The organism is Alphaproteobacteria bacterium (genome assembly GCA_019635875.1).
GTDB lineage: Bacteria > Pseudomonadota > Alphaproteobacteria > Reyranellales > Reyranellaceae > JAFAZJ01.
Genome location: JAHBYP010000005.1, coordinates 501072 through 522324, shown reverse-complemented (window position 1 = coordinate 522324; position 21253 = coordinate 501072). Strand labels below are relative to the sequence as shown.

At 68.2% G+C, this 21253-nt stretch carries 18 protein-coding genes; 14 read left to right on the top strand and 4 right to left on the bottom strand.

Annotation, left to right across the window (positions count from 1 at the left end; all coding sequences use genetic code 11):
- The first annotated feature begins 6 nt into the window (after positions 1–6).
- From KF889_20470 to KF889_20425, 10 genes are all read left to right on the top strand, one after another.
- A complete protein-coding gene (locus tag KF889_20470) occupies positions 7–858 on the top strand; it encodes a DUF692 domain-containing protein (protein MBX3501824.1) in 852 nt (283 codons plus the stop codon).
- Entirely contained in the window at positions 855–1619 is a 765-nt protein-coding gene (locus KF889_20465; GenBank protein MBX3501823.1) for a putative DNA-binding domain-containing protein, read from the top strand. Before KF889_20470 ends, KF889_20465 begins: the two co-directional genes overlap by 4 nt.
- The gene (locus KF889_20460) at positions 1616–2095 is read left to right on the top strand and encodes a DoxX family protein (GenBank protein MBX3501822.1); all 480 of its coding nucleotides are present in this window, start codon (positions 1616–1618) and stop codon (positions 2093–2095) included. The genes KF889_20465 and KF889_20460 overlap by 4 nt, the downstream gene beginning before the upstream one ends.
- A gap of 225 nt (positions 2096–2320) precedes the next feature.
- Positions 2321–2737 (top strand): RNA polymerase-binding protein DksA, encoded by a 417-nt coding sequence (gene dksA / locus KF889_20455; protein ID MBX3501821.1) that lies wholly within the window; start codon positions 2321–2323, stop codon positions 2735–2737.
- A gap of 348 nt (positions 2738–3085) precedes the next feature.
- Positions 3086–4051, top strand: coding sequence for a hypothetical protein (locus KF889_20450; protein ID MBX3501820.1), 966 nt, complete (start codon positions 3086–3088; stop codon positions 4049–4051).
- 16 nt (positions 4052–4067) lie between these two features.
- Positions 4068–4691, top strand: a complete 624-nt coding sequence (locus KF889_20445; protein MBX3501819.1) for a hypothetical protein — start codon at positions 4068–4070, stop codon at positions 4689–4691.
- A complete protein-coding gene (locus KF889_20440; protein ID MBX3501818.1) occupies positions 4667–5881 on the top strand; it encodes a CoA transferase in 1215 nt (404 codons plus the stop codon). Before KF889_20445 ends, KF889_20440 begins: the two co-directional genes overlap by 25 nt.
- A gap of 52 nt (positions 5882–5933) precedes the next feature.
- A complete protein-coding gene (locus KF889_20435; protein ID MBX3501817.1) occupies positions 5934–8843 on the top strand; it encodes a molybdopterin oxidoreductase family protein in 2910 nt (969 codons plus the stop codon).
- The gene (locus tag KF889_20430) at positions 8840–9580 is read left to right on the top strand and encodes a 4Fe-4S dicluster domain-containing protein (protein ID MBX3501816.1); all 741 of its coding nucleotides are present in this window, start codon (positions 8840–8842) and stop codon (positions 9578–9580) included. The genes KF889_20435 and KF889_20430 overlap by 4 nt, the downstream gene beginning before the upstream one ends.
- A gap of 31 nt (positions 9581–9611) precedes the next feature.
- Positions 9612–10547: a dimethyl sulfoxide reductase anchor subunit gene (locus KF889_20425; GenBank protein ID MBX3501815.1), complete on the top strand. Its 936-nt coding sequence runs from the start codon at positions 9612–9614 to the stop codon at positions 10545–10547.
- 56 nt (positions 10548–10603) lie between these two features.
- Here KF889_20425 and KF889_20420 read toward each other — a convergent pair whose 3' ends face one another.
- Positions 10604–12607, bottom strand: coding sequence for a hypothetical protein (locus KF889_20420; protein MBX3501814.1), 2004 nt, complete (start codon positions 12605–12607; stop codon positions 10604–10606).
- 372 nt (positions 12608–12979) lie between these two features.
- Between KF889_20420 and recA the strand changes: the two genes are divergently transcribed.
- Entirely contained in the window at positions 12980–14050 is a 1071-nt protein-coding gene (gene recA / locus KF889_20415) for a recombinase RecA (protein ID MBX3501813.1), read from the top strand.
- A 357-nt stretch (positions 14051–14407) separates the two neighbouring features.
- Here recA and KF889_20410 read toward each other — a convergent pair whose 3' ends face one another.
- From KF889_20410 to KF889_20400, 3 genes are read right to left on the bottom strand one after another with little or no spacing between them, the layout of a single operon-like run.
- Positions 14408–15013: an alpha/beta hydrolase gene (locus KF889_20410; protein ID MBX3501812.1), complete on the bottom strand. Its 606-nt coding sequence runs from the start codon at positions 15011–15013 to the stop codon at positions 14408–14410.
- Positions 15010–16521, bottom strand: a complete 1512-nt coding sequence (locus tag KF889_20405; GenBank protein MBX3501811.1) for a YkgJ family cysteine cluster protein — start codon at positions 16519–16521, stop codon at positions 15010–15012. Before KF889_20405 ends, KF889_20410 begins: the two co-directional genes overlap by 4 nt.
- A gap of 34 nt (positions 16522–16555) precedes the next feature.
- Positions 16556–17356, bottom strand: a complete 801-nt coding sequence (locus KF889_20400) for a YkgJ family cysteine cluster protein (GenBank protein MBX3501810.1) — start codon at positions 17354–17356, stop codon at positions 16556–16558.
- A 129-nt stretch (positions 17357–17485) separates the two neighbouring features.
- On the opposite strand from KF889_20400, the gene alaS reads away from it, so the two are divergent.
- From alaS to rfbF, 3 genes are read left to right on the top strand one after another with little or no spacing between them, the layout of a single operon-like run.
- A complete protein-coding gene (gene alaS / locus KF889_20395; GenBank protein MBX3501809.1) occupies positions 17486–20149 on the top strand; it encodes an alanine--tRNA ligase in 2664 nt (887 codons plus the stop codon).
- Complete coding sequence (locus KF889_20390; GenBank protein ID MBX3501808.1) at positions 20146–20475, top strand: hypothetical protein; 330 nt, start codon at positions 20146–20148, stop codon at positions 20473–20475. Before alaS ends, KF889_20390 begins: the two co-directional genes overlap by 4 nt.
- The gene (gene rfbF / locus KF889_20385; GenBank protein MBX3501807.1) at positions 20475–21248 is read left to right on the top strand and encodes a glucose-1-phosphate cytidylyltransferase; all 774 of its coding nucleotides are present in this window, start codon (positions 20475–20477) and stop codon (positions 21246–21248) included. Before KF889_20390 ends, rfbF begins: the two co-directional genes overlap by 1 nt.
- Positions 21249–21253 lie beyond the last annotated feature (5 nt).

Sequence of the window (21253 nt, the reverse complement as noted above, 5' to 3'; positions counted from 1 at the left end):
GCCGCCATGCTCGACGGCGCGGGCTCGCCGCTGCCATCGGGCATCGGCCTGCGCGCGCCCCATCTCGAGGAGCTGCCGACGCGTCGTCCGGCCGTCGGCTTCCTCGAGATCCACGCCGAGAACTATCTCGGCGGCGGGCCGGCGCCGCGCCGCATCGAGCGCCTGCGCGCCGACTACCGTTTCAGCGTCCATGCCGTCGGTCTCTCGCTGGGCAGCGCCGAGGGCCTCGATACGACGCATCTCGCCCGCGTGCAGGGGCTGATCGACCGGCTGCAGCCCGACCTCGTCTCCGATCACCTGTCGTGGAGCGTGGCGTCCGGCACCTATCTCAACGACCTGCTGCCGCTGCCCTACACCGAGGAGTCGCTCGACGTGGTGTGCCGCAACGTCGGGCGCCTGCAGGAAGCGCTGGGCCGGCGCGTGCTGGTCGAGAATCCCTCGTCCTACCTGCGCTTCAGCCATTCGACGATCGGCGAGGCCGAGTTCCTCGCCGCTGTCGTCGCGCGCACCGGCTGCGGCCTGCTGTGCGACGTCAACAACATCCACGTCACCTGCTCGAACATGCGGCTCGATGCGCTGGCCTATGTCGCGGCGCTGCCGGCCGAGGCGATCGGCGAGATCCACCTCGCCGGCCACGCCGTCAACGAGGCTGACGGCGAGACCATCCTGATCGACGACCACGGCTCGCGCGTCGCCGAGCCGGTCTGGGCGCTGCTGCGCCAGACGCTGGCGCGCATCGGCGACCGGCCGACCCTGATCGAATGGGACACCGACGTGCCGGCGCTCGACGTCCTGCTCGACGAGGCCGCGCGTGCCGATCGCGAGCGCCGCGCGATCGGCCTCGAGGCGGCGGCATGAGCGCGCTGGCCCTCGCCGAGCTGCAGAGCGCCTTTCGCGCCGTCTGCCTGGGTCGCGACGCGCCCGACCTGGCGGCGCTCGTCGACGGCGCCGACATCGGCGCCGAGGCGCGGCTGCGCATCTATCGCCACCACGTCTTCGACAGCCTGGCGACGGCGCTGGGCGCGACCTTCTCGACCGTGCAGGCGCTGGTCGGCGAGGCGTTCTTCCGCGGGCTGGCACGGCAGTTCATCGCCCTGTCGCCGCCATCGGGGCCGGTGCTGAGCGAATACGGTGCCGAGTTCGCCGTGTTCATCGAGCGCCACCAGGCCGCGCGGGAGCTGGTCTACCTCGCCGACGCCGCGCGGCTCGACTGGGCGCTGACCCGCGCCTATGGCTGCGATGCCGGCGCGGCGATGACGGCCGCACATCTCGCGGCGATCGCGCCCGATGCGCTGGGCGATCTTCGCCTGCGGCTGCGCGCCGGGGTCACGCTGTTGCGCTCGGCCTTTCCGATCGACCGGATCTGGGCGGTCTCGCAGGGCCGCGACGAGGGCGAGGTCGATCTCGCGTCCGGCGGCGTCGAGCTGGCCGTGTTCCAGCGCGACGACGATGCCGCCTTCGCGCGGATGACGCATGGCGAGGCGGTGCTGCTCGATGCCTGCGACGGCGCCACGAGCCTCGCCGACGCCCTCGAACGTGCGACGGCGGCCGATCCGTCCTTCGACCTCAGCACCGCGCTGCCCAGATTCCTCAACCTCGCCATCCTGGCCGCACCATGAACGCCTATCGCACGCTCGCTACCCGCCTCGAGGCCTTCCCCCAGCCGCTGCTGCAGTTCGCCATGCGCCTGGGCATCTTCTTCGTGTTCTGGCGCTCCGGCATGCTCAAGGCGGCGAACATGGAGCAGGCCGTGGCGCTGTTCCGTGACGAGTATCTCAGCACCCAGGACAAGGAGCCCGTGCCGGTCTTCTTCCAGGAGCTGCTGCGCATTCCGAACTGGCCGGCCGAGGCGATGGCGTGGGCGGCGACCGCGGTCGAGCTGGGCGGGCCGGCGCTGATTCTCGCCGGCCTGGCGACGCGGCTGTCGGCGGCCGCGCTGATCGGCATGACGCTGTTCATCCAGTTCTGTGTCTACTGGCGAGACTACCCCTCGCACCTGCTGTGGTTGTCGATCCTGCTGTTCATTCTCGTGCGTGGGCCGGGCCCATGGTCGCTCGATCGGCTGCTGGGTTTCGACGGCGGGCCACGCCGGTGACCGCCTGACAGGCCGCTGAAATCTCAGGCGCCGATCCACCTGTGCCACTATCTCGTTGGCACAGTTGTCGGATTCTCGATCGACTGATTTTGTTGCAGTGCACTATGAGCGGCGCAGCGAGGACGCCTAGTCGCTTGTTTTTCCCCATCCTCGCCCTCTATATTCCGCCCGCTTTTCCGGGGCGTGTGGCGGGCTCCCGTAAGGCCCGCTCGAGGAGCAGTGCGTATGTCGATGACTCTGCCGCCGGGCTACCGGCCGACGGACCGCGAACAGTTCATGAATCCGCTTCAGCAGGAATATTTCCGCCAGAAGCTGATGAAGTGGAAACAGGAACTGATCAACGAATCGAACCAGACCCTCGCATCGCTCCAGGAAGAAAGCCTCTCCCAGCCCGACCTCGCCGACCGGGCCACCGCCGAAACAGATCGCGCCCTTGAGCTCCGCACCCGCGACCGTTTCCGCAAGCTGATCGCCAAGATCGACTCCGCCATCCGCCGCATCGAAGAGAACACCTACGGCTACTGCGAGGAGACCGGCGAGCCCATCGCGCTCAAGCGTCTCGAGGCCAGGCCGATCGCCACGCTCAGCGTCGAGGCGCAGGAGCGCCACGAGCGCATGGAGCGCACGCGGCGCGACGAGTAGCCCGGGAGCACGGGCGCCTTCGCTTCCTGCTCGAGCTTGATGTTGCGTTCCTCGAGCTTCGGCCCCAGGTAAGCGGGCTCCTTGCGCACGGCGTCGGCGAATTGCCGGCGCGTCGTCTCGGGCGGGAAGTCGAGACCGTCCTCGTCCAGCGCGCTCTTCATCCTGGTGTTCTTCGCCGCGCGCCGCTTGCCGGCCTTGATCCGGCTCATCGCCGGCGGCAGCGAGGGGACGCATATGGTGAAGACGCCGCTGCGACGTCCATCGGCGCCGGGCCAATCGTCTTGCCCCTGTGTCCGCAATCAATAGACTGACTTCAAAGCAACAACCCCCCGAAGACTGGTGGCGATATTGACCCTGCCTCTGCCGCCGCAAGCCCTCGATCTGCTGAACTCGCTCGACGACAAGCTGGCGGTGACCGACGCGGTCGTCGACATCGTCGATGTGCGCAAGAGCCAGACCCGGGAGGGCCAGGATGCGCAGGATCTGCTGGTCCGTGGCCGTGACGGCAAGGAGCGCACCATCACGCTCACCGATTTCGGCGAGTTCGAGATGCGTCGCGGCCAGCAGATGTACGGGCTGTTCGTCGGCGACACCGCGGTCATGCTGTACAACACCAGGACCCACAAGCAGCTGCTGCTGCCGGGCGTCGACGCCGAGACGAAGCGCGGCCTGCTCGAGCGCGCGATCGATCCGCTCGACATCGTGCGCATCGTCCGCGGCTTCGCCACCGATCCGGAGGTGGCCGGCGGCGGGTCTCGCGCGCTGCGCGAGCTGAAATCCAACATCGAGAAGATCCTCGCCGAGAGGGCGGCGAAGGGCTCGTCGTCGGGCGCAATGCGCATTGTGCTGGGCGGCCTGCTGATCGCGCTGCTCGCCGGCGGCGGCATCTACTTCGGCTACGACCTGATCGCCGGCGGCTCCAAGCCCGTGGTCAGCATCGGCAATCCGCCGCATGTGCCGGGCACGCCGCTGGTCGCCTACCTGGACCTGGTGCAGCTGACGCTTGAGGAGACCCGCGCCGGCGCCGATCCGAAGGATGGAACGGCCGTCTGCGAGCTGGTCGGCTCGGTGTACAACCGCATGGGCCGCAAGATCGACAAGCTGAACTTCAACGGTCGCATGCGCGAGACCGTGGTTGCCTTCACCATCGAGGGAGTCGACAAGAGCGCGGAGAAGCGCGGCATCGTCATCGGCCGGCATCCCGGCGCCTGCCTGGAGAGCTACAAGGATCGCTACGAGCTCAGCGAGCCGCAATGCGTGCTCGACGGTGTGGTATGGAAGGGCTGCCGCGATGTCATCCGCATCCTTTTCTGAGGTATAGTGACGGCCCATGGGCGATCGGAATCACAAGAGCGGGCTGCATCCCAACTCCGAGCTGCTGCTGCGGCGGCCGGTGATCGGCCACAATGGCGGGCCCCTCGACATGTCGTGGGAGGCGTGGATCTGGCGCCGCGCCGCCGCCAAGGCGTGGAAGACGCCCAAGCCGGAGGTCGCGCTGCGCCGCATGGCGCGCGCCGAGAAGCTCGGCATCACGTATCGCGAGTTCACGGCCGTGATCCTCGACACCGGCACCTACCTGTCGACGGCGCTGGTGCCGCTGGGCCTGGTGGCCCGCATCCGGCACACCGCCGAGCGCACGATCGCGGTCGAGGCCCGGCCGGAGATGGCGGCGAAGCTGGCGCGCTTCGGCGGCCGGCTGCTGCTGGTCGCCGATCCGTTGATCCACGGCAAGCTGCCGCCGGAAGCGCTGGGCGATCTGCGCCTGTCGCTGTCGGCCGCGCTGCCCTGCGCCGTCGAGGCGATCGGGTTGCGCGACGACGTGAAGGGCCTCATGCGCGTGGCGGCCGTGCCGAAGCAGGAGGCCTTCTTCGTCGGCACCGGCTTCGCCGATGTCGCGGTGGCCGAGGCGGCCGGGCTCAGCCTGTTCAAATGGGCGCACGAGTGGCTGCCCTAGGCGGCGGCTCGTTGCCCCTGGCGGGTGTCAAGGTCGTCGAGTTCTCGCACACCGTGATGGGGCCGACCTGCGGCCTGATTATGGCCGATCTCGGTGCCGAGGTGGTCAAGATCGAGCCGGTCGACGGTGATCGCACGCGACGGCTGAAGGGCTTCGGCGTCGGCTTCTTCGGCTTCCTCAATCGCAACAAGCGCTGCCTCGCCATCGACATCGAGAAGCCCGAGGGCAGGGCGGTCGTCGACAGGCTCGTGAGCCAGGCGGACGTGCTGGTCGAGAACTTCGCGCCCGGCACGATGACTAGGCGCGGCTATGGCCCGAAGCGCTGCGCCGAGCTCAATCCGCGCCTGGTCTACTGCGCGCTCAAGGGCTTCCTCGGCGGGCCCTACGAGCATCGCGCCGCGCTCGACGAGGTCGTGCAGATGATGGGCGGGCTGGCCTACATGACCGGCCCGAGCGGCCGGCCGTTGCGTGCCGGCGCCTCGGTGGTCGACATCATGGGCGGCAGCTTCGGTGTGATCGGCGTTCTCCTGAAGCTCAGCGAGCGCGAGCGTACCGGCAGAGGCGGGCTGGTCGAGAGCGCGCTCTTTGAATCGGTTGTGCTGATGATGGGCCCGCACCTCGCCGCCGGCGCAGTGCTCAAGCATCCCGTACCGCCGATGCCCGAGCGCCTGAGCTCGTGGGCGATCTACGAGCCGTTCGACACGTCGGACGGCATCAAGATCTTCCTCGGCGTCACCAGCGACGGCCAGTGGCGGCGCTTCGTCGACATCTTCGGTCTCGACGAGATGAAGCGCGACCCCAGGCTCGCCACCAACAACGACCGCATCGCCGCGCGGCCCTGGCTGCTGCCGGCGCTGGCGAAGGTGATCGAGCGCATGCCGTTCGACGAGGTCGAGCGCAAGGCGGCCGAGGCCGACATCTCCTATTCGCGCGTCGCGCGGCCCGAGGATCTGTGGGACGACCCGCATCTCGCGGCGACCGGCCAGCTGGCCGAGCATGTCATGCCCGGCGGCGAGACCGCGCGCCTGCCGCTGCTGCCCTTCCGTCTCGACGGCAAGCTGATGGGCGTGCGCAACCAGGCGGCGGCGAAGATCGGCGGCGACAGCCGCGCCATTCTCTCGGAGCTGGGCTACGATTCGGCGGGGATCGAAGCGCTGGAGAAGTCAGGCGTGGTGACCCTGGGCGACTAGCTGATATGGTTCGTTTCGAAACACCGCGTTGAATTGTCTTCGAGAGTATGGAATGCGCGACAAAGACAGTCCGGCCACGAACGGTCAGGCGCCCGGCACACCGATCCTGCACGCTCCCAGCGCCGATCGCGTCGCCTACACGACCTGCTACATGTGCGCGTGCCGTTGCGGCATCAAGGTCCATCTCGCGGACGGCCGCATCCGATACATCGAGGGCAATCGCGATCACCCCGTGAACAAGGGGGTGCTCTGCGCCAAGGGTTCGGCCGGGCTGATGTCCCACTACTCGCCGGCCCGCCTGCAGAAGCCGCTGCGTCGCGTCGGCGAGCGCGGCAGCGGCGAATACAGGGAGATCGAGTGGGACGAGGCGATGGCGACGGCCACGGAATGGCTTGGCGCCATCCGGCGCAGCGATCCGCGCAAGCTTGCCTTCTTCACCGGCCGCGACCAGAGCCAGGCGCTCACCGGCTGGTGGGCGGCACAGTTCGGCACGCCCAACCATGCGGCCCATGGCGGGTTCTGCTCCGTCAACATGGCCGCGGGCGGCCTCTACACCATCGGCGGCTCGTTCTGGGAGTTCGGCGAGCCCGACTGGGAGAACACGCGTTACTTCATGATGTTCGGCGTCGCCGAGGACCACGACTCCAATCCCATCAAGATCGGGCTCGGCAAGCTCAAGACGCGCGGCACGGCGAAGTTCGTGTCGATCAACCCGATCCGCACCGGCTATTCGGCGATCGCCGACGAATGGATCGGCATCCGGCCGGGCACCGATGGCCTGTTCATCATGGCCTTGATCCAGGAGCTGCTGCGCGCCGGCAAGATCGACGAGGAGTACCTGCGCCGCCACACCAACGCGGCCTGGCTGGTCATTCAGGATGAGGGCGCGGCGGATCACGGGCTGTTCGCGCGCGACGAGGCAGGCCAGCCGCTGATCTTCGACGAGCCGAGCCAGGTGATCCTTCCCGTCAGCCGGACCGACGCGTCGCCGAGCCTGGCCGGGGCCGTCACCCTGGCCGACGGGCGCAAGGCGGTGCCGTCCTTCCACCTCGTCGCCAGGCGCTGCCTCGATCCGCGCTACGCAGCCGAGGCCGTCGCCGCGGAGACCGGCATCGATTGCGCCACCATCAAGCGCATCGCGGCCGAGCTCGCCCACGTGGCGTTCGAGCAAGCCGTGACGATCGAGCAGCCCTGGACCGACTGGACCGGTCGCCGCCACGAGCGGATGGTGGGACGCCCGATCTCCATCCATGCCATGCGCGGCATCTCGGCCCATTCCAACGGCTTTCACACCTGCCGCGCGCTGCACATCCTGCAGATGCTGCTGGGCGCCATCGATACGCCGGGCAGCTTTCGCTACAAGCCGCCTTTCCCGCGCCCCATCCCGCCGACCAACAAGCCGGTCGGCAAGCCCGATCAGGTGAACGCCGGCAAGCCGATGCCCGGCGCGCCGCTGGGCTTTCCGACCAGCCCGCACGACCTGCTGGTCGAGGCCGATGGCGCGCCGCGACGCCTCGACAAGGCCTATTCGTGGGAGGCGCCGCTTGCCGCCCATGGCGCCATGCATCAGGTCATCTACAACGCCTGGAAGGGCGATCCGTATCCGATCGACACGCTGTTCATGTACATGGCGAACATGGGCTGGAACTCGTCGATGAATACGGTCGGCACCATGGAAATGCTGACGGACAAGGATCCCGCCACCGGCGAGTACAAAATCCCGCGGATCATCTATTGCGACGCCTACGCCAGCGAGACGATCGCCTATGCCGATCTCATCCTGCCGGACACGACCTATCTCGAGCGCTGGGACTGCATCTCGCTGCTCGATCGTCCGATCTGCGACGCCGACGGCGTCGCCGATTCGATTCGCCAGCCGATCGTCGCGCCCGATCGCGATGTGCGGCCGTTTCAGGACGTCCTGATCGATCTCGGCGCGCGTCTGGGCCTGCCCGGCCTGATCAAGGACGATGGCAGCCCACGCTATCCCGGCGGCTACCCGGACTACCTGGTCCATCACGAGCGGCGGCCGGGCATCGGCATGCTGGCGGGATGGCGCGGGCCCGACGGCAGGCTCAAGGGCGTGGGGCCGGCGAACGAGAAGCAGCTCGACGCCTATGTCGCCAATCAATGCTTCTGGCGCAGCGAGGTCCCGGCGGGCGGGCGCTACTTCAAGCACGTCAATCGCGAGTATCTCGACTGGGCCGTGAACATGGGCCTGATCGACAAGGCCGAGCCGATCATCCTGCAGCTCTACAGCGAGACATTGCAGAAATTCCGCCTGGCCGCCGACGGTCATGGCGAGGTCCGGCCCCCGGCCGAGCATCGCGAACGCATCGCGACGTATTTCGACCCGTTGCCGTTCTGGTACATGCCGTTCGAGGAGGCGGCCGTCGACCGCGATGCCTTTCCGCTGCACGCCATCACGCAGCGGCCGATGGCGATGTATCATTCCTGGGGATCGCAGAACGCCTGGCTTCGCCAGATCCACGGCGAGAACCGCCTGCATATCAATCGCGAGACCGCCATGGCGCTGGGCATCGCCGATGACGATTGGGTCTCGGTGACCAGCCATCACGGCACGCTGAAGGCCCAGGTCAAGCTGATGGAGGGCGTCAACCCTTTCACCGTGTGGACCTGGAACGCCATCGGCAAGCGCGCCGGTGCCTGGAATCTGGCGCCCCGCGCCGAGGAAGCGCGGCGCGGCTTCCTGCTCAACCACATCATCTCCGAGATGCTGCCGACGCCGCGAAGCGGCCAGCACTACGGCAACTCCGACCCGGTCACCGGCCAGGCCGCGTGGTATGACCTGCGCGTGAAGATCGAGAAGATCGCCGCGGGCGACGAGCTTGCCCAGCCGCAGTTCGCCGTCCTGCCTCAGCCACCCAACCTTCCCGATCGACCCGACGTGCTGCGATACGGCGCCGGGTTTCGTGCGAAGGCCGAGGGAGGGCGCTCGTGACCAGCCTGCCCGACGCGCCCTCGTCCAGGCGACTGGGCCTGGTCATCGACCTCGATATCTGCGTTGGCTGTCATGCCTGCGCCGTGAATTGCAAGGAGTGGAACAGCGGCGGAGTCGCCGCGCCGCTGACCGATCTCGAGCCCTACAGCGACGGGCCCGACGGCGTCTGGTTCAATCGCGTGCATACCTACGAGGCGGGCGACGGCGCCGATGGACGCACCGTGCATTTCCCGCGCTCGTGCCTGCACTGCGCGCAGCCCGCCTGCGTCACGGTCTGTCCGACCGGTGCGTCGTACAAGCGCGCCGAGGACGGCATCGTGCTGGTCAACGAGGATCTCTGCATCGGATGCAAGCTGTGCTCCTGGGCCTGTCCCTACGGCGCACGGGAGTTCGACGAGGATGTCGGGGTGATGAAGAAGTGCACCCTGTGCATCGATCGCATCTACAACGAGACCTTCGCGCCCGAGGACCGGCAGCCGGCCTGTGTCGCCACCTGCCCGGCGTCGGCACGGCATTTCGGCGATCTCGGCGATCCGCAATCCGCCGTCTCGCGCCTCGTTGCCGATCGTGGCGGCTACGATCTCATGCCGGAGATGGGGTATATGCCGACGAACAAGTACCTGCCGCCGCGTCCGCGCAAGCAGACCGCCGGCTGCGTGGGCGCGGCGGCCGAACTGGCGCCCGCCCAGCCGGCCAGAGGTCTGCTCGGCTGGCTCGATCGCGTGTTGTCGCAATGACGAAGGATCAGGTCGCCTTCGTGGAGTAGCCATGCATCCTTCGCATTCGGTGATCTTCTTCACCACAGCCTCCGGTGCCGGATACGGGCTTCTGGCATTGATCGGAGTCCTGGCGCCGCTCTCCGCCCTGCCGCAGGACATGCGCTTCGGGCTGGTCGCTCTCCTGCTGGCGCTGCTCGCCATCACCGCCGGCCTGCTGTCCTCGCTGCTGCATCTCGGCAGGCCCGAGCGCGCGTGGCGGGCGCTGTCGCAGTACCGAACCTCCTGGCTGTCGCGCGAAGGGGTCGCTTCGGTCGCCACATACCTGCCGGCCGGCCTGTTCGCCGTCGCCTGGATCTTCCTCGGGACTGTCTCGCTGCCGCTGGGCCTCCTGGCGGCACTGGGTGCGGCGATCACCGTCTACTGCACGGGAATGATCTACCAATCCCTGAAGCCCGTGCCGCGATGGCACAATGCGTGGGTCGTGCCCAACTACCTGGCCTTGGCGCTGATGAACGGCAGCCTGTGGCTGGTCCTGGTTGCGCAGTTCTTCGCACCGCATCCGGCGTTGAGCGTCCTGGCGATCGCCGCCATTGCGCTGGCGGCGGCGCTGAAGCTGGGCTACTGGCGTTCGATCGACACGGCGACCGCTGTCAGCACCGCAGGAAGCGCGACGGGCCTCGGATCGTTCGGCACCGTCCGTCACTTCGCGGCGCCCCACACGTCCGAGAACTACCTGCTCAAGGAGATGGGCTATCGCATCGCGCGCAAGCACGCCGCCAAGCTGCGCCGGATCGCGCTCGTGCTGGGCTTTGGCTTGCCTGCCGTCCTGTCCGTGTTGCCGCTGGTGTCGTCCGGCTGGCCGGCGCTGATCGCGGCGCTCGTGGCCGCGGTTCTGGCGACGATTGGCGTGTTCGTCGAGCGCTGGCTTTTCTTCGCCGAAGCCAAGCATGTCGTCACGCTGTACTACGGGGATGAAGCGATCTGACCCTTGCCTGGCGTCAGGCCTTACTGGGGACGGCCGGCGCCTGGCTCCCGTGCCGCCTAAGCGGCCGGCAGGAAGACGTTGACCGTGGTGCCGCGTCCGGGCGCGCTGTCGATGGCGACATGGCCGCCCGATTGCTGGACGATGCCGTGGACGATGCTGAGTCCCAGCCCGACACCCCGGCCGGTGTCCTTGGTGGTGAAGAATGGCTCGGCGGCGCGGCGCGCGGTCTCGGCCGACATGCCCGCCCCGGTATCGGCGACCGACAGGCGGACATAGCGCCCCGGCTCGAGGCCGGGTCGATCGGCGAGATCGCCGGGACCGAGCTCGACATCGGCCACGCCGATCGTCAGCTCGCCGCCTTCCGCCATGGCATCGCGCGCGTTGATCGCGAGATTCATCAGCGCGTGCTCGATCTGGCGGGGATCGACGAAGGCGAACGACGGTCCGTCGCGCTCGCGGATGACGACGTCGATGGTCGAGCCCAGGGTCCGCTGCAGCATGCTGCGCATGCCATCGACCAGCGTCTGCAGTTCGACGCGCGCGGGCGACAGCACCTGGCTGCGCGAGAAGGCGAGCAGCTGGCTGGTGAGCTCGGCGCCGCGCTCGGCGGCTTCCTGGATTGTCTGCACCGCCGGCCGCGCCGGATTGTCGTGCGCGATGTCGTCGAGCGCCGCCTCGGCATTGCCGACGACGACCATCAGCAGGTTGTTGAAGTCGTGCGCGATGCCGCTGGCGAGATGGCCGATCGACTCCATCTTCTGCGACTGGCGCAGCGCGTTCTCCATGGTGCGCCGTTCGGTGACGTCCTGGCAGACCAGCATGACCGAGCGCTCCTCGGCGCTGTCGCGCGCCACGTCGGCGACCAGGATGCGCTTCGGCCCGGCGCCGTTGGAGAGCACCAGCTCGAGCCGCGCGCCGCTGCCATCGGCGCGGCAGCGCTCGATGGCGTCGATCAGTGCGCCGGCCGCGCCCCTGTCGTCGATCAGCCGCAGCAGGTCGCTCAGCCGGGGCGACCCGCCGCCCAGCAGTCCCTGGGCCCCGCTCGAGAGCTGCGACAGCGAGCCGTCGCGCGCCAGCCGCGTCGACCAGATGCCGGCGATCTCCTGCGCGCGGTTCAGCACCGCGTTGCGCCGGCGCAGCTCGTCCTCGGCCGTGCGCCGCGCCACCAGCTCGCGATCGACGACGATGGTTGCGACGATGATCACCAGCACGATCAGCGCCAGGATGAGGATCGAGGCGCGCGCCTCGCGTCGCCAGCCGCGCAGGATGTCGTCCTCGGACGCCGTCAACGCCACGGTCAGTGCGCCGCGCTCGGCCAGGCGGAACGACGTCAGGCCTTGCGACGCGCGATCGACGTCGCCGGTGAAGTATCCGGCACGCTCGCGCGCCATCGCGCGGCGCAGCGGCGCGGTGTCGGGCAGGGCAAGGCCCATGTCCGGCGGAGGCGAGGGCTGGCGGACCAGCACGAGGCCGGTGGCGTGCACGACCCACAGGCTGCCGCCGACGCCGACATCGATCGTCGCGTAGAAGCGGCGCAGCGCCTCGGGGTCGACCGAGGCGACCACCGCTCCGGCGAAGGAACCATCGGGCCGCGTCAGGCGCCGGCCGACCGGAAAGACGACCCGCCCGGTGGCGAGGCCGCGAAACGGCACATCGCTGACGGTGTCGGGCGACGTCGCTTCGGACAGGTGCCGGAAGATGTGGAGATCGCGTCGCGATTGCCCGATGGCCTGGGGGATCGTCGAATGGCGAACGATGCCCTGGTCGTCCACCACGGTGATCGCGTGAATGCCGGAGGCGCTCGCGCGCGCGGCGGCGAGCACCTGCCGCCACTCCGGGCTCGATCCCTCGGGGCCGCCCATGCGGGCGCTGAGGCCGGCGATCTGGCTCAATGTCGCGTCGACCTCGGCGATCGCGCGCTGCAGATGGGTGGCCAGCACGAGGGTGAGGGTGGTGCCGCGCGACCGCGCGATGTCGAATGCGTCGGACCGGGCGCGAGCCAGGTTCGTCGCCTGCCAAGCCGACAATGTCGCGACGAAGGTCACCGCCAGGACGACCATGGCCAGCCGCAAGCGGTCCAGCGGATGCCGGGGCAGACGGAGCGTCCTTCGCAGCGGCGCCGGCACGTGACCCTCGGTGGCGGTACGGGAAACTTTCTGCACTCGAATGTAAGTCTGTTGGGGCCGTCGTCAGAACGATCAAACCATCCAAAATGAACGGAGTGCGGCGCTCACGTTCAGGTGTGCCGGCCGATCCAGGTCTCTTATGTCAAATGCGAGGAACACTACCAGAACATGTGTCAAGTCTTTAAGAATATCAGTGGCTTAATTTTCCGCTTCCCAATGAGAACAAATTGCGTACATTGGCGTTGCTCGTTCGATTTATCCTGATTGTCGCGGAGCCGCAGGGCTGATTTAACGAGGAGCAGGACGATGTCGCTGGTGAACCTGAAGATCGTCGAGAAGGACGGGATGGACAACAAGGGCAAGGCGCTGGACGCTGCGCTGGCACAGATCGAGCGGGCCTTCGGCAAGGGCTCGATCATGAAGCTCGGCCAGCGCGAGACGCTGGAGATCGAGGCGATCTCGACCGGCTCCCTGAGCCTCGACATCGCGCTCGGCATCGGCGGCCTGCCCAAGGGCCGCATCGTCGAGATCTACGGCCCTGAGAGCTCGGGCAAGACGACGCTGGCGCTGCATTGCGTCGCCGAGGCGCAGAAGAAGGGCGGCACCTGCGCCTTCATCGATGCCGAGCATGCGATGGATCCGGCCTATGCCAAGAAGCTCGGCGTCGATGTCGAGAACCTGCTGATCTCGCAGCCCGACGCCGGCGAGCAGGCGCTGGAGATCGCCGATACCCTGGTGCGCTCCGGTGCGATCGATGTGCTGGTGATCGACTCGGTGGCGGCACTCGTGCCCAAGGCCGAGCTCGAGGGCGAGATGGGCGATTCGCTGCCCGGCCTGCAGGCGCGCCTGATGAGCCAGGCGCTGCGCAAGCTCACCGCCTCGATCTCCAAGTCCAACACCCTGGTGATCTTCATCAACCAGATCCGCATGAAGATCGGCGTGATGTTCGGCAATCCCGAGACCACGACCGGCGGCAATGCGCTGAAGTTCTATGCCTCGGTGCGCCTCGACATCCGCCGCATCGGCGCTATCAAGGAGCGCGAGGACGTGGTCGGCAACCAGACCCGCGTGAAGGTGGTGAAGAACAAGGTCGCGCCGCCGTTCAAGGTTGTCGAGTTCGACATCATGTACGGCGAAGGCGTCTCCAAGGTCGGCGAGCTGGTCGATCTCGGCGTCAAGGCCGGCATCGTCGAGAAGTCGGGCTCATGGTTCTCCTGGGACGGCCAGCGCATCGGCCAGGGGCGCGAGAACGCCAAGACCTTCCTGCGCGAGCATCCCGAGGTCGCCGACAAGATCGAGCACGCCATCCGCGCCAATGCCGGCGTGCTGTCGGGCGCGCTGATGGATGCCGAGGGCGGCTCGGACGACGACGAATGATCTTCGCTTGAGGGGCGTCCGCGTGGTCGACCGGGGAGGGCGGGCACGCGGACATTTTCCCACAGGCCTCAATCAGTCTCGACTCGCCAAGCGCGAAGTCTGACCGTAAACTGACGGTATACAGTGACGATATGGGGTGAGAAGGTCAGGTCAGCCGAAACGATTGGTTTTCCACAATTTATGGATTTCACAGTTGGGATGCGCCGTTGCCTCGCGGTGAACTGCGCTTAAGTTCGTATACGGAACTCGCGCTATCCCCATGGACCCCCATCCATAGGTGCGAGTTCCCCGGCGCCCTGCGATCCTGGGCGTCACGCGGGCGGCGCACCCCACGGCGCCGCCCGCTCCATTTGTGGGCTACCCGGCAATCAGCATCTCGATTTCGCGCGCGACTTGCGTCGGATGCTGGCGCACGACCCAGTGATCGTCGCTGTCGATCTCGATCAGGCGGGCATGCGGCATCAGGCCGGCAAGGTGGCGGCCGAGCGCCAGCGGGCTGATCGCATCTTGCGTGGCCCACACCAGCAGCACCGGCATGCGCAGACGCCGCAGCTCCGGACTGAGGTCGCCGACCGGCGCGAAGATCCAGTCCGGCGCGTGCGGGTACGCCCTGCGGTAATCGGGACGCCAATCAAACAGATCGAAGGCTGTCCGGTCGATGCCGCCCGACGTCGCCGTCAGCACGAGATGGCTGACACGGTCGGGCCGCCGCAGGGCCGCCTTGACAGCGGCCACGCCGCCCATCGACTGCGCCACCAGCGCCGTCGGTTCCTCGAGCCGATCGAGCACGAGGTCGGCAAGGTCGTCGTAGGAGGCGATCCTCGGCGAGGGCGGTACCGAGCCCATGCCTGGCCAGTCGAGGTAGCGCTTGCGCCACGACACCGGCAGCAACTCGCCCACCGGCAGCCAGAAGCTGGCCGCACCCGACGAGCCCGGCAGGAACAGCAGCGAGGGCCGGCTCATGACGCCGCCTTGCCGCCGTCGCCCTTCGTCAGCGCCGACTGTATCGACATCAGGCGCTCGATCCATTTCTGAGCCGGCCTGACCGCAGTCGGCTTCGGATTGAGCGCCAGCCAGCGCAGCAGCAGCGGCAGCAGGGTCGCGCGCGGCCGCGGGGGCGTGTCCTCCGACGTCAGGCGCAGGAGCGCGCCGGCGAGCGGTGGCGAGCGCACGCCCTCGACCAGGCCGCCGTCGACCGTCCAGCAGTGCTGCGGCAACGAGGTCACGATGTGCTCGCGGCAGGCCAGCGGCCGCGATGCGTGGATCGAGCAACGCTCGTTGTCGAGAAACGGGCAGTCCAGACGCAGGTCGAAGTATGAGCGGGCCAGTCGCCGGTACTCGTCGCTCGAGTGGCCGTGCACGTCGAGCATGGCGATTGCGGCGGCATCGAGCTTGCGCTCGGCCTCGGCCAGGCGCTGGCGGACAACGGCGCGACGCGGCTCGGGCATCGCCTCGATCAGGTCGCCCAGCGCCCAGGCCTCGACGTCGGCCAGCGGCACCGCCTGGCGGCAGCACGCCGCGCAGCCCTCGCGACAGGAGATGCTCTTGCCGCCGCGCTCGACCGCCGCCACGGCGGCGCCGATCGCATGCTCCGACAACTGGCGCACGACCGGCATGACAGCCAGCGCCGTGACTTCCCCGCTGGGAATTGCCAGCTCCAGGGTCGGCCTTGCCGCCGTCGGACGTGGCGGCGACGCGGCCGGCACGGTGTCGGGCCGCGGAATCGTCGACACCGCCTTGAGGAAGGCGTCGATCCATTCCGGTCCGGTCTTCAGCGGGAAGCGCTCGGGATGGTCCGCGACCCACTCCAGCGCCAGCGACAGCGCCACCCAGCGCGTCGATTGCTGGCCGGCGGGGTCGGTAAGCGTGCGCGCCAGCGCCGACATCTTCGGCACTTCGACCGGATCGATCTCGCCCTCGGCCAGTCGCGAGCAATTGGCTGCCGGCGAGGTCACCAGATACTCGCGGCAGACCAGTGGCCGGTCCTGGTGGATCGAGCAGCTCTCGTCCTCGAGGAAGGGACAGGCAAGATCGAGCTCGTAGTACTTCAGGCCGAAGGCGGTGGCTTCGTCCGCGGTCTGGCGCGTCGGTGCCATCAGGTAGTCCTTGAGCCCGGCCTCCTGCAGCCGGCGCGACGCCGCGGCAAAGCGTTCCTCGACTGCCTTGCGGCGCGAGGGCGGCATGGCGTCGACTACTGCGCGGAGGTGGTGTGCCTCGACGTCGGAGATCGGCACGAGCTGGCGACAGCAGGCGCCGCAGCCCTTGGTGCAGGAGATCTTCAGGCCCTTGCGCTCGACCTCCTTCTCGGTCTCGTCGACCACGGCGTTGACCAGCCGCATCAGCGTGGGCAGCGCCTGCTGTGGCTTGATCGGCCGCGGCGAGACCTCAAGCCGCGTCTCGACGCGCAGGGGGCCGACCATCATCCGGAGATTGGCGGAAATGACGTCGGAACCGGGCTTGGCAGGAGGCATACGGGCGGAACTCCGGGCTACACGGCGCGGCTCTTTACCATTCCTCGCTGGCTTCGGGGGGCGGAACCGTCACCATCTCGACCGAGTCGCCGAAGCGCAGCTGCATGGCGCGGCCGAAATGGTTGACCCAGGCCTCGGCGCTGCGCCGCTCGGGCTCTTCGGGATGACGGCGCAGCCAGTCGAGCACGGCGACCAGCGGGAACACGTTGTAGTTCTCGGGATCGTGCGCGGCGTCCATGACATGCAGCGCGGTAGAGGTCTGCGGCGCGGCCAGCCGCTTGATCTTGCCGCGCTCCAGCTTGGCGCAATGGGTTGCCGGCGAGACCACGAGGTACTCGCGGCAGATCAGCGGCCGATCAGGATGGATCGAGCAGGCCTCGTCCTCGAGGAACGGGCAGGGGATGCCGAGGTGGAAATAGTTGATCACGAGCTGCATGTGCTCACTCGCCAGAATCCTCCCGCCCTGCGTCAGCCGGTCCCACATGCCGGCCTCGCGCAGCCGCGCCTCGGCGTCGGCGAAGCGCGCCCGCACCCGGGCCTGGCGGTCCTCCGGCATGCGCTCGAGCAGCCCCGCCAGGGCGCGCGCCTCCATGTCCGAGATCGGCACGTATTGCCGGCAGCAGGCGCCGCAGCCGGCGCGGCAGGTGATGGTCTCGCCGCGCGCCGCCGAGGCGTCCTTGACGCGCTCCATCATGGCGTCGACCAGGGCGCGCAGCGCCGGCAGCACGGCATGGGCCGGCACCTCGCCCGATGGCAGGGGAACGGTGATCGCCTCGCCTCCCGGCAGCTCGATAATTGCCGGCGGGCCCTCGGTCCGGGTGGGTTCGTTGCTCATGGCGCGTGCGGACAGCATCGCATGGACACCCCCCGATGTGCATTGTAAAACCGCTGACTTTGCAACGGGATCGGCCGCGTTGATGCGACGCGGCGGGCGGCCCGGGGCGCCCGGCAGCGGTTCAGGACAATGGCAAGCGCGAGCGACATCAGGCGGACGTTCCTCGAGTTCTTCCGGCGCGAGGGCCACGAGGTCGTGGCCTCGAGCCCGCTCGTGCCGCGCAACGACCCCACCCTGATGTTCACCAACGCCGGGATGGTGCAGTTCAAGAACGTCTTCACCGGCCTGGAGAAGCGACCCTACAGCACGGCCGCGACCTCGCAGAAATGCGTGCGCGCCGGCGGCAAGCACAACGATCTCGAGAACGTCGGCTACACTGCTCGCCACCACACCTTCTTCGAGATGCTCGGCAATTTTAGCTTTGGCGACTACTTCAAGGAGCGCGCCATCGAGCTGTCGTGGAATCTCCTGACCAGGGACTACGGCCTGCCGAAGGACAAGCTGCTGGTCACCGTCTACCATGACGATGACGAGGCCTTCGGCCACTGGAAGAAGATCGCCGGCCTGCCCGACGAGAAGATCATCCGCATCGCCACCTCCGACAATTTCTGGGCGATGGGCGATACCGGCCCGTGCGGCCCGTGCTCGGAAATCTTCTACGACCACGGTCCCTCGATCGCCGGTGGCCCGCCAGGCAGCGCCGAGCAGGACGGCGATCGCTTCATCGAGATCTGGAACCTCGTCTTCATGCAGTTCGAGCAGGTGACGAAGGAGGAGCGGGTGAATCTGCCGCGCCCCTCGATCGACACCGGCATGGGGCTGGAACGCATCGCCGCGGTGATGCAGGGCAAGCACAACAACTACGACGTCGACATGATCCGTGCCCTGGTCGAGGCGGTGGCGCACGAGACCGGAGTCGATCCCGATGGCCCGCAGTCGCCTTCGCACAAGGTGATCGCCGACCATCTGCGTGCCAGCTCGTTCCTGATCGCCGACGGCGTGCTGCCGTCCAACGAAGGCCGTGGCTACGTGGTGCGCCGCATCATGCGTCGCGCGATGCGCCATGCCCACATGCTCGGCGCCAGGGACCCGGTGGTCTTCAAGCTGGTCCCCGAACTGGTGAAGCAGATGGGCGATGCCTTTCCCGAACTGGTGCGCGCACAGCCGCTGATCAGCGAGACACTGAGGCTGGAGGAGACTCGCTTCAAGCAGACCCTGGGTGTCGGCCTGCGCCTGCTCGAGGAGGAGACGCTCGGCATGACCCGGGGCGGCATGCTGCGCGGCGACGTCGCCTTCAAGCTCTACGACACCTATGGCTTCCCGTTGGATCTTACGCAGGACGTGCTGCGTGCGCGCGAGATCGTCGTCGACACGGCGGGCTTCGACAAGGCGATGGAAGAGCAGAAGGCCAAGGCGCGCGCCGCCTGGGCGGGCTCGGGCGAGGCGGCCAACGAGGCGGTGTGGTTCGACATCCGCGAGAAGGTCGGCGCCACGGAGTTTCTCGGCTACGAGGTCGAGCAGGCCGAGGGCAAGGTGATGGCGATCCTCGCCGATGGCCAGGAAGTGCAGTCGCTGGCGCAAGGCCAGAGCGGCCAGGCCGTGGTCAACCAGACGCCGTTCTACGGCGAGTCCGGCGGCCAGATGGGCGACACCGGCCGCATCGCCACGGCGGGTGGCGGCGACATCGCCGTCACCGACACGCTGAAGAAGCTGGGCGATCTGCACGTGCACAACGTGCTGGTCGAGAAGGGCACGCTGAATGTCGGTGACGACGTCGTGCTCTCCGTCGACGGGCGCAGGCGTTCGGCGCTGCGCGCGCATCACTCCGCCACCCACCTGCTGCACGAGGCGCTGCGCCGCCATCTCGGCGATCACGTGACGCAGAAGGGCTCGCTGGTGGCGCCCGACCGGCTGCGCTTCGACATCAGCCACGGCAAGGCCATCGCCTTCGACGAGCTGCGTGCCATCGAGGACGAGGTCAACGCGCGCATCCGGCTCAATACGCCGGTCGACACGCGGCTGATGACGCCCGACGAGGCAATCGCGGCGGGCGCCATGGCGCTGTTCGGCGAAAAGTACGGCGAGGAGGTACGCGTGCTGTCGATGGGCGGCGAGGGCGAGAAGTACTCGGTCGAGCTCTGCGGCGGCACGCATGCCAGGCGCACCGGCGACATCGGCCTGTTCAAGATCGTCGGCGAGGGCGCGGTGGCGGCCGGCGTGCGGCGCATCGAGGCGATGGCCGGCGCGGCCGCCGAGGCTTACGTGCGCGATCAGGGCGATCAGCTCGCCAAGGCGGCCAATGCGCTGCGCGTGCGGCCCGATGAAGTGGCGCCGCGTCTCATGGCGATGATCGACTCGCAGCGCAAGCTGGAACGCGAGCTGGGCGAGGCGCGCAAGGCGCTGGCGCTCGCGGGCAGCGGCAGCGCCAGCAAGGCGGCCGACTCCGGGCCGAAGGAGGTCGGCGGCGTGAAGCTGATCGCGCGTCGTCTCGACGGCGTGCCCGGCAAGGACCTCAAGGGCATGGCCGACGACTTCAAGAAGCAGGTCGGCTCGGGCGTGGTCGCGCTGGTCGGCGTCGAGGACGGCAAGGCCTCGGCGGTGATCGGCGTCACCGACGATCTCGTCGCACGACTCTCGGCGGTCGAGCTGGTGCGCGCGGCGGTCGCGGCCCTGGGCGGCAAGGGCGGCGGCGGACGGCCCGACATGGCGCAGGGCGGCGGACCGGACGCGGCGCAGGCCGACGCCGCGCTGCAGGCGGTCGAAGCGGCGATCAGCGCCAAGGTCGCGGCATGACCCGCGCGATCGCCACGGCGCTGCTCGCCGCCCTCGTCCTGTCCGCCTGCGGCCCCGACTACGTCAGGGAGAACGCGACCAGCGAGCAGTACAATCGCGACCTCGCAGCCTGCCGCGGCTTCACCGACGACATGATGGCCAAGGAGCGCGGCATCAACATGGACCGCGAGGCGACCATCGGCACCAGCGAGACGCGCTACGGCAGCACCCGCCTGCCGCGTCAGATGGCGCAGCGCAGCGATAACCTGCGCAGCGACAAGCTGATGGACATGTGCATGCAGCAGCGCGGCTGGACGCCCAAGCGCAACGACTGGTGGCCGTTCTGATGAAGGCGGTGATACTGGCGGGCGGTCTCGGAACGCGCATCGCCGAGGAGACCAATTCCCGGCCCAAGCCGATGGTCGAGATCGGCGGCCAGCCGATCCTCTGGCACATCATGAAGAGCTATGCCGGGTTCGGCGTCACGGATTTCGTGATCTGCTGTGGCTATCGCGGCTACATGATCAAGGAGTACTTCGCCAACTATCTGCTGCACCGCTCCGACGTCACCGTCGACCTCGCCACCGGCCGCATCGATATCCTGGCGCCACGCGCGGAGAACTGGCGCGTGACCATGGTCGACACCGGCCTGGCGACCATGACGGGCGGCCGCATCAAGCGCGTGGCGCATCACCTGGAGGGCGAGAGCGCGTTCTGCCTGACCTATGGCGACGGCGTGGCCGATCTCGATATCAGCACGCTGATCGACTTCCATCACCGCCACGGCAAGCTTGCCACCGTGACCGCGGTTCGTTCGCCGGCGCGCTTCGGCGCGCTCGCCCGCGACGGCGCCAGCGTCTCCGGCTTCCTCGAGAAGCATCGCGACGAGGGCGGCTGGATCAACGGCGGCTTTTTCGTGCTGTCGCCCAAGGTCATCGACTACATCAAGGACGACACAACGTCCTGGGAAGTCGAGCCTCTGGCGAAGCTGGCGAGCGACGGCGAGCTGATGGCCTTCGAGCATAGCGGCTTCTGGCAGCCAATGGACACGCTGCGCGAGCGCAACCTGCTGGAGGATCTCTGGCAGTCCGGCCGCGCGCCCTGGAAAACCTGGTCGTGAGCGCC

Bases quoted from the DNA above. Each gene is read 5' to 3' on its own strand.
- KF889_20445 (MBX3501819.1), top strand. From the start codon at position 4,068: ATGGGCGATCGGAATCACAAGAGCGGGCTGCATCCCAACTCCGAGCTG.
- dksA (MBX3501821.1), top strand. From the start codon at position 2,321: ATGTCGATGACTCTGCCGCCGGGCTACCGGCCGACGGACCGCGAACAG.
- KF889_20460 (MBX3501822.1), top strand. From the start codon at position 1,616: ATGAACGCCTATCGCACGCTCGCTACCCGCCTCGAGGCCTTCCCCCAG.
- KF889_20400 (MBX3501810.1), bottom strand. From the start codon at position 17,356: ATGAGCAACGAACCCACCCGGACCGAGGGCCCGCCGGCAATTATCGAG.
- rfbF (MBX3501807.1), top strand. From the start codon at position 20,475: ATGAAGGCGGTGATACTGGCGGGCGGTCTCGGAACGCGCATCGCCGAG.
- KF889_20425 (MBX3501815.1), top strand. From the start codon at position 9,612: ATGCATCCTTCGCATTCGGTGATCTTCTTCACCACAGCCTCCGGTGCC.
- KF889_20420 (MBX3501814.1), bottom strand. From the start codon at position 12,607: ATGGTCGTCCTGGCGGTGACCTTCGTCGCGACATTGTCGGCTTGGCAG.
- KF889_20390 (MBX3501808.1), top strand. From the start codon at position 20,146: ATGACCCGCGCGATCGCCACGGCGCTGCTCGCCGCCCTCGTCCTGTCC.
- recA (MBX3501813.1), top strand. From the start codon at position 12,980: ATGTCGCTGGTGAACCTGAAGATCGTCGAGAAGGACGGGATGGACAAC.
- KF889_20405 (MBX3501811.1), bottom strand. From the start codon at position 16,521: ATGCCTCCTGCCAAGCCCGGTTCCGACGTCATTTCCGCCAATCTCCGG.
- KF889_20470 (MBX3501824.1), top strand. From the start codon at position 7: ATGCTCGACGGCGCGGGCTCGCCGCTGCCATCGGGCATCGGCCTGCGC.
- KF889_20440 (MBX3501818.1), top strand. From the start codon at position 4,667: ATGGGCGCACGAGTGGCTGCCCTAGGCGGCGGCTCGTTGCCCCTGGCG.
- KF889_20465 (MBX3501823.1), top strand. From the start codon at position 855: ATGAGCGCGCTGGCCCTCGCCGAGCTGCAGAGCGCCTTTCGCGCCGTC.
- KF889_20410 (MBX3501812.1), bottom strand. From the start codon at position 15,013: ATGAGCCGGCCCTCGCTGCTGTTCCTGCCGGGCTCGTCGGGTGCGGCC.
- KF889_20435 (MBX3501817.1), top strand. From the start codon at position 5,934: ATGCGCGACAAAGACAGTCCGGCCACGAACGGTCAGGCGCCCGGCACA.
- alaS (MBX3501809.1), top strand. From the start codon at position 17,486: ATGGCAAGCGCGAGCGACATCAGGCGGACGTTCCTCGAGTTCTTCCGG.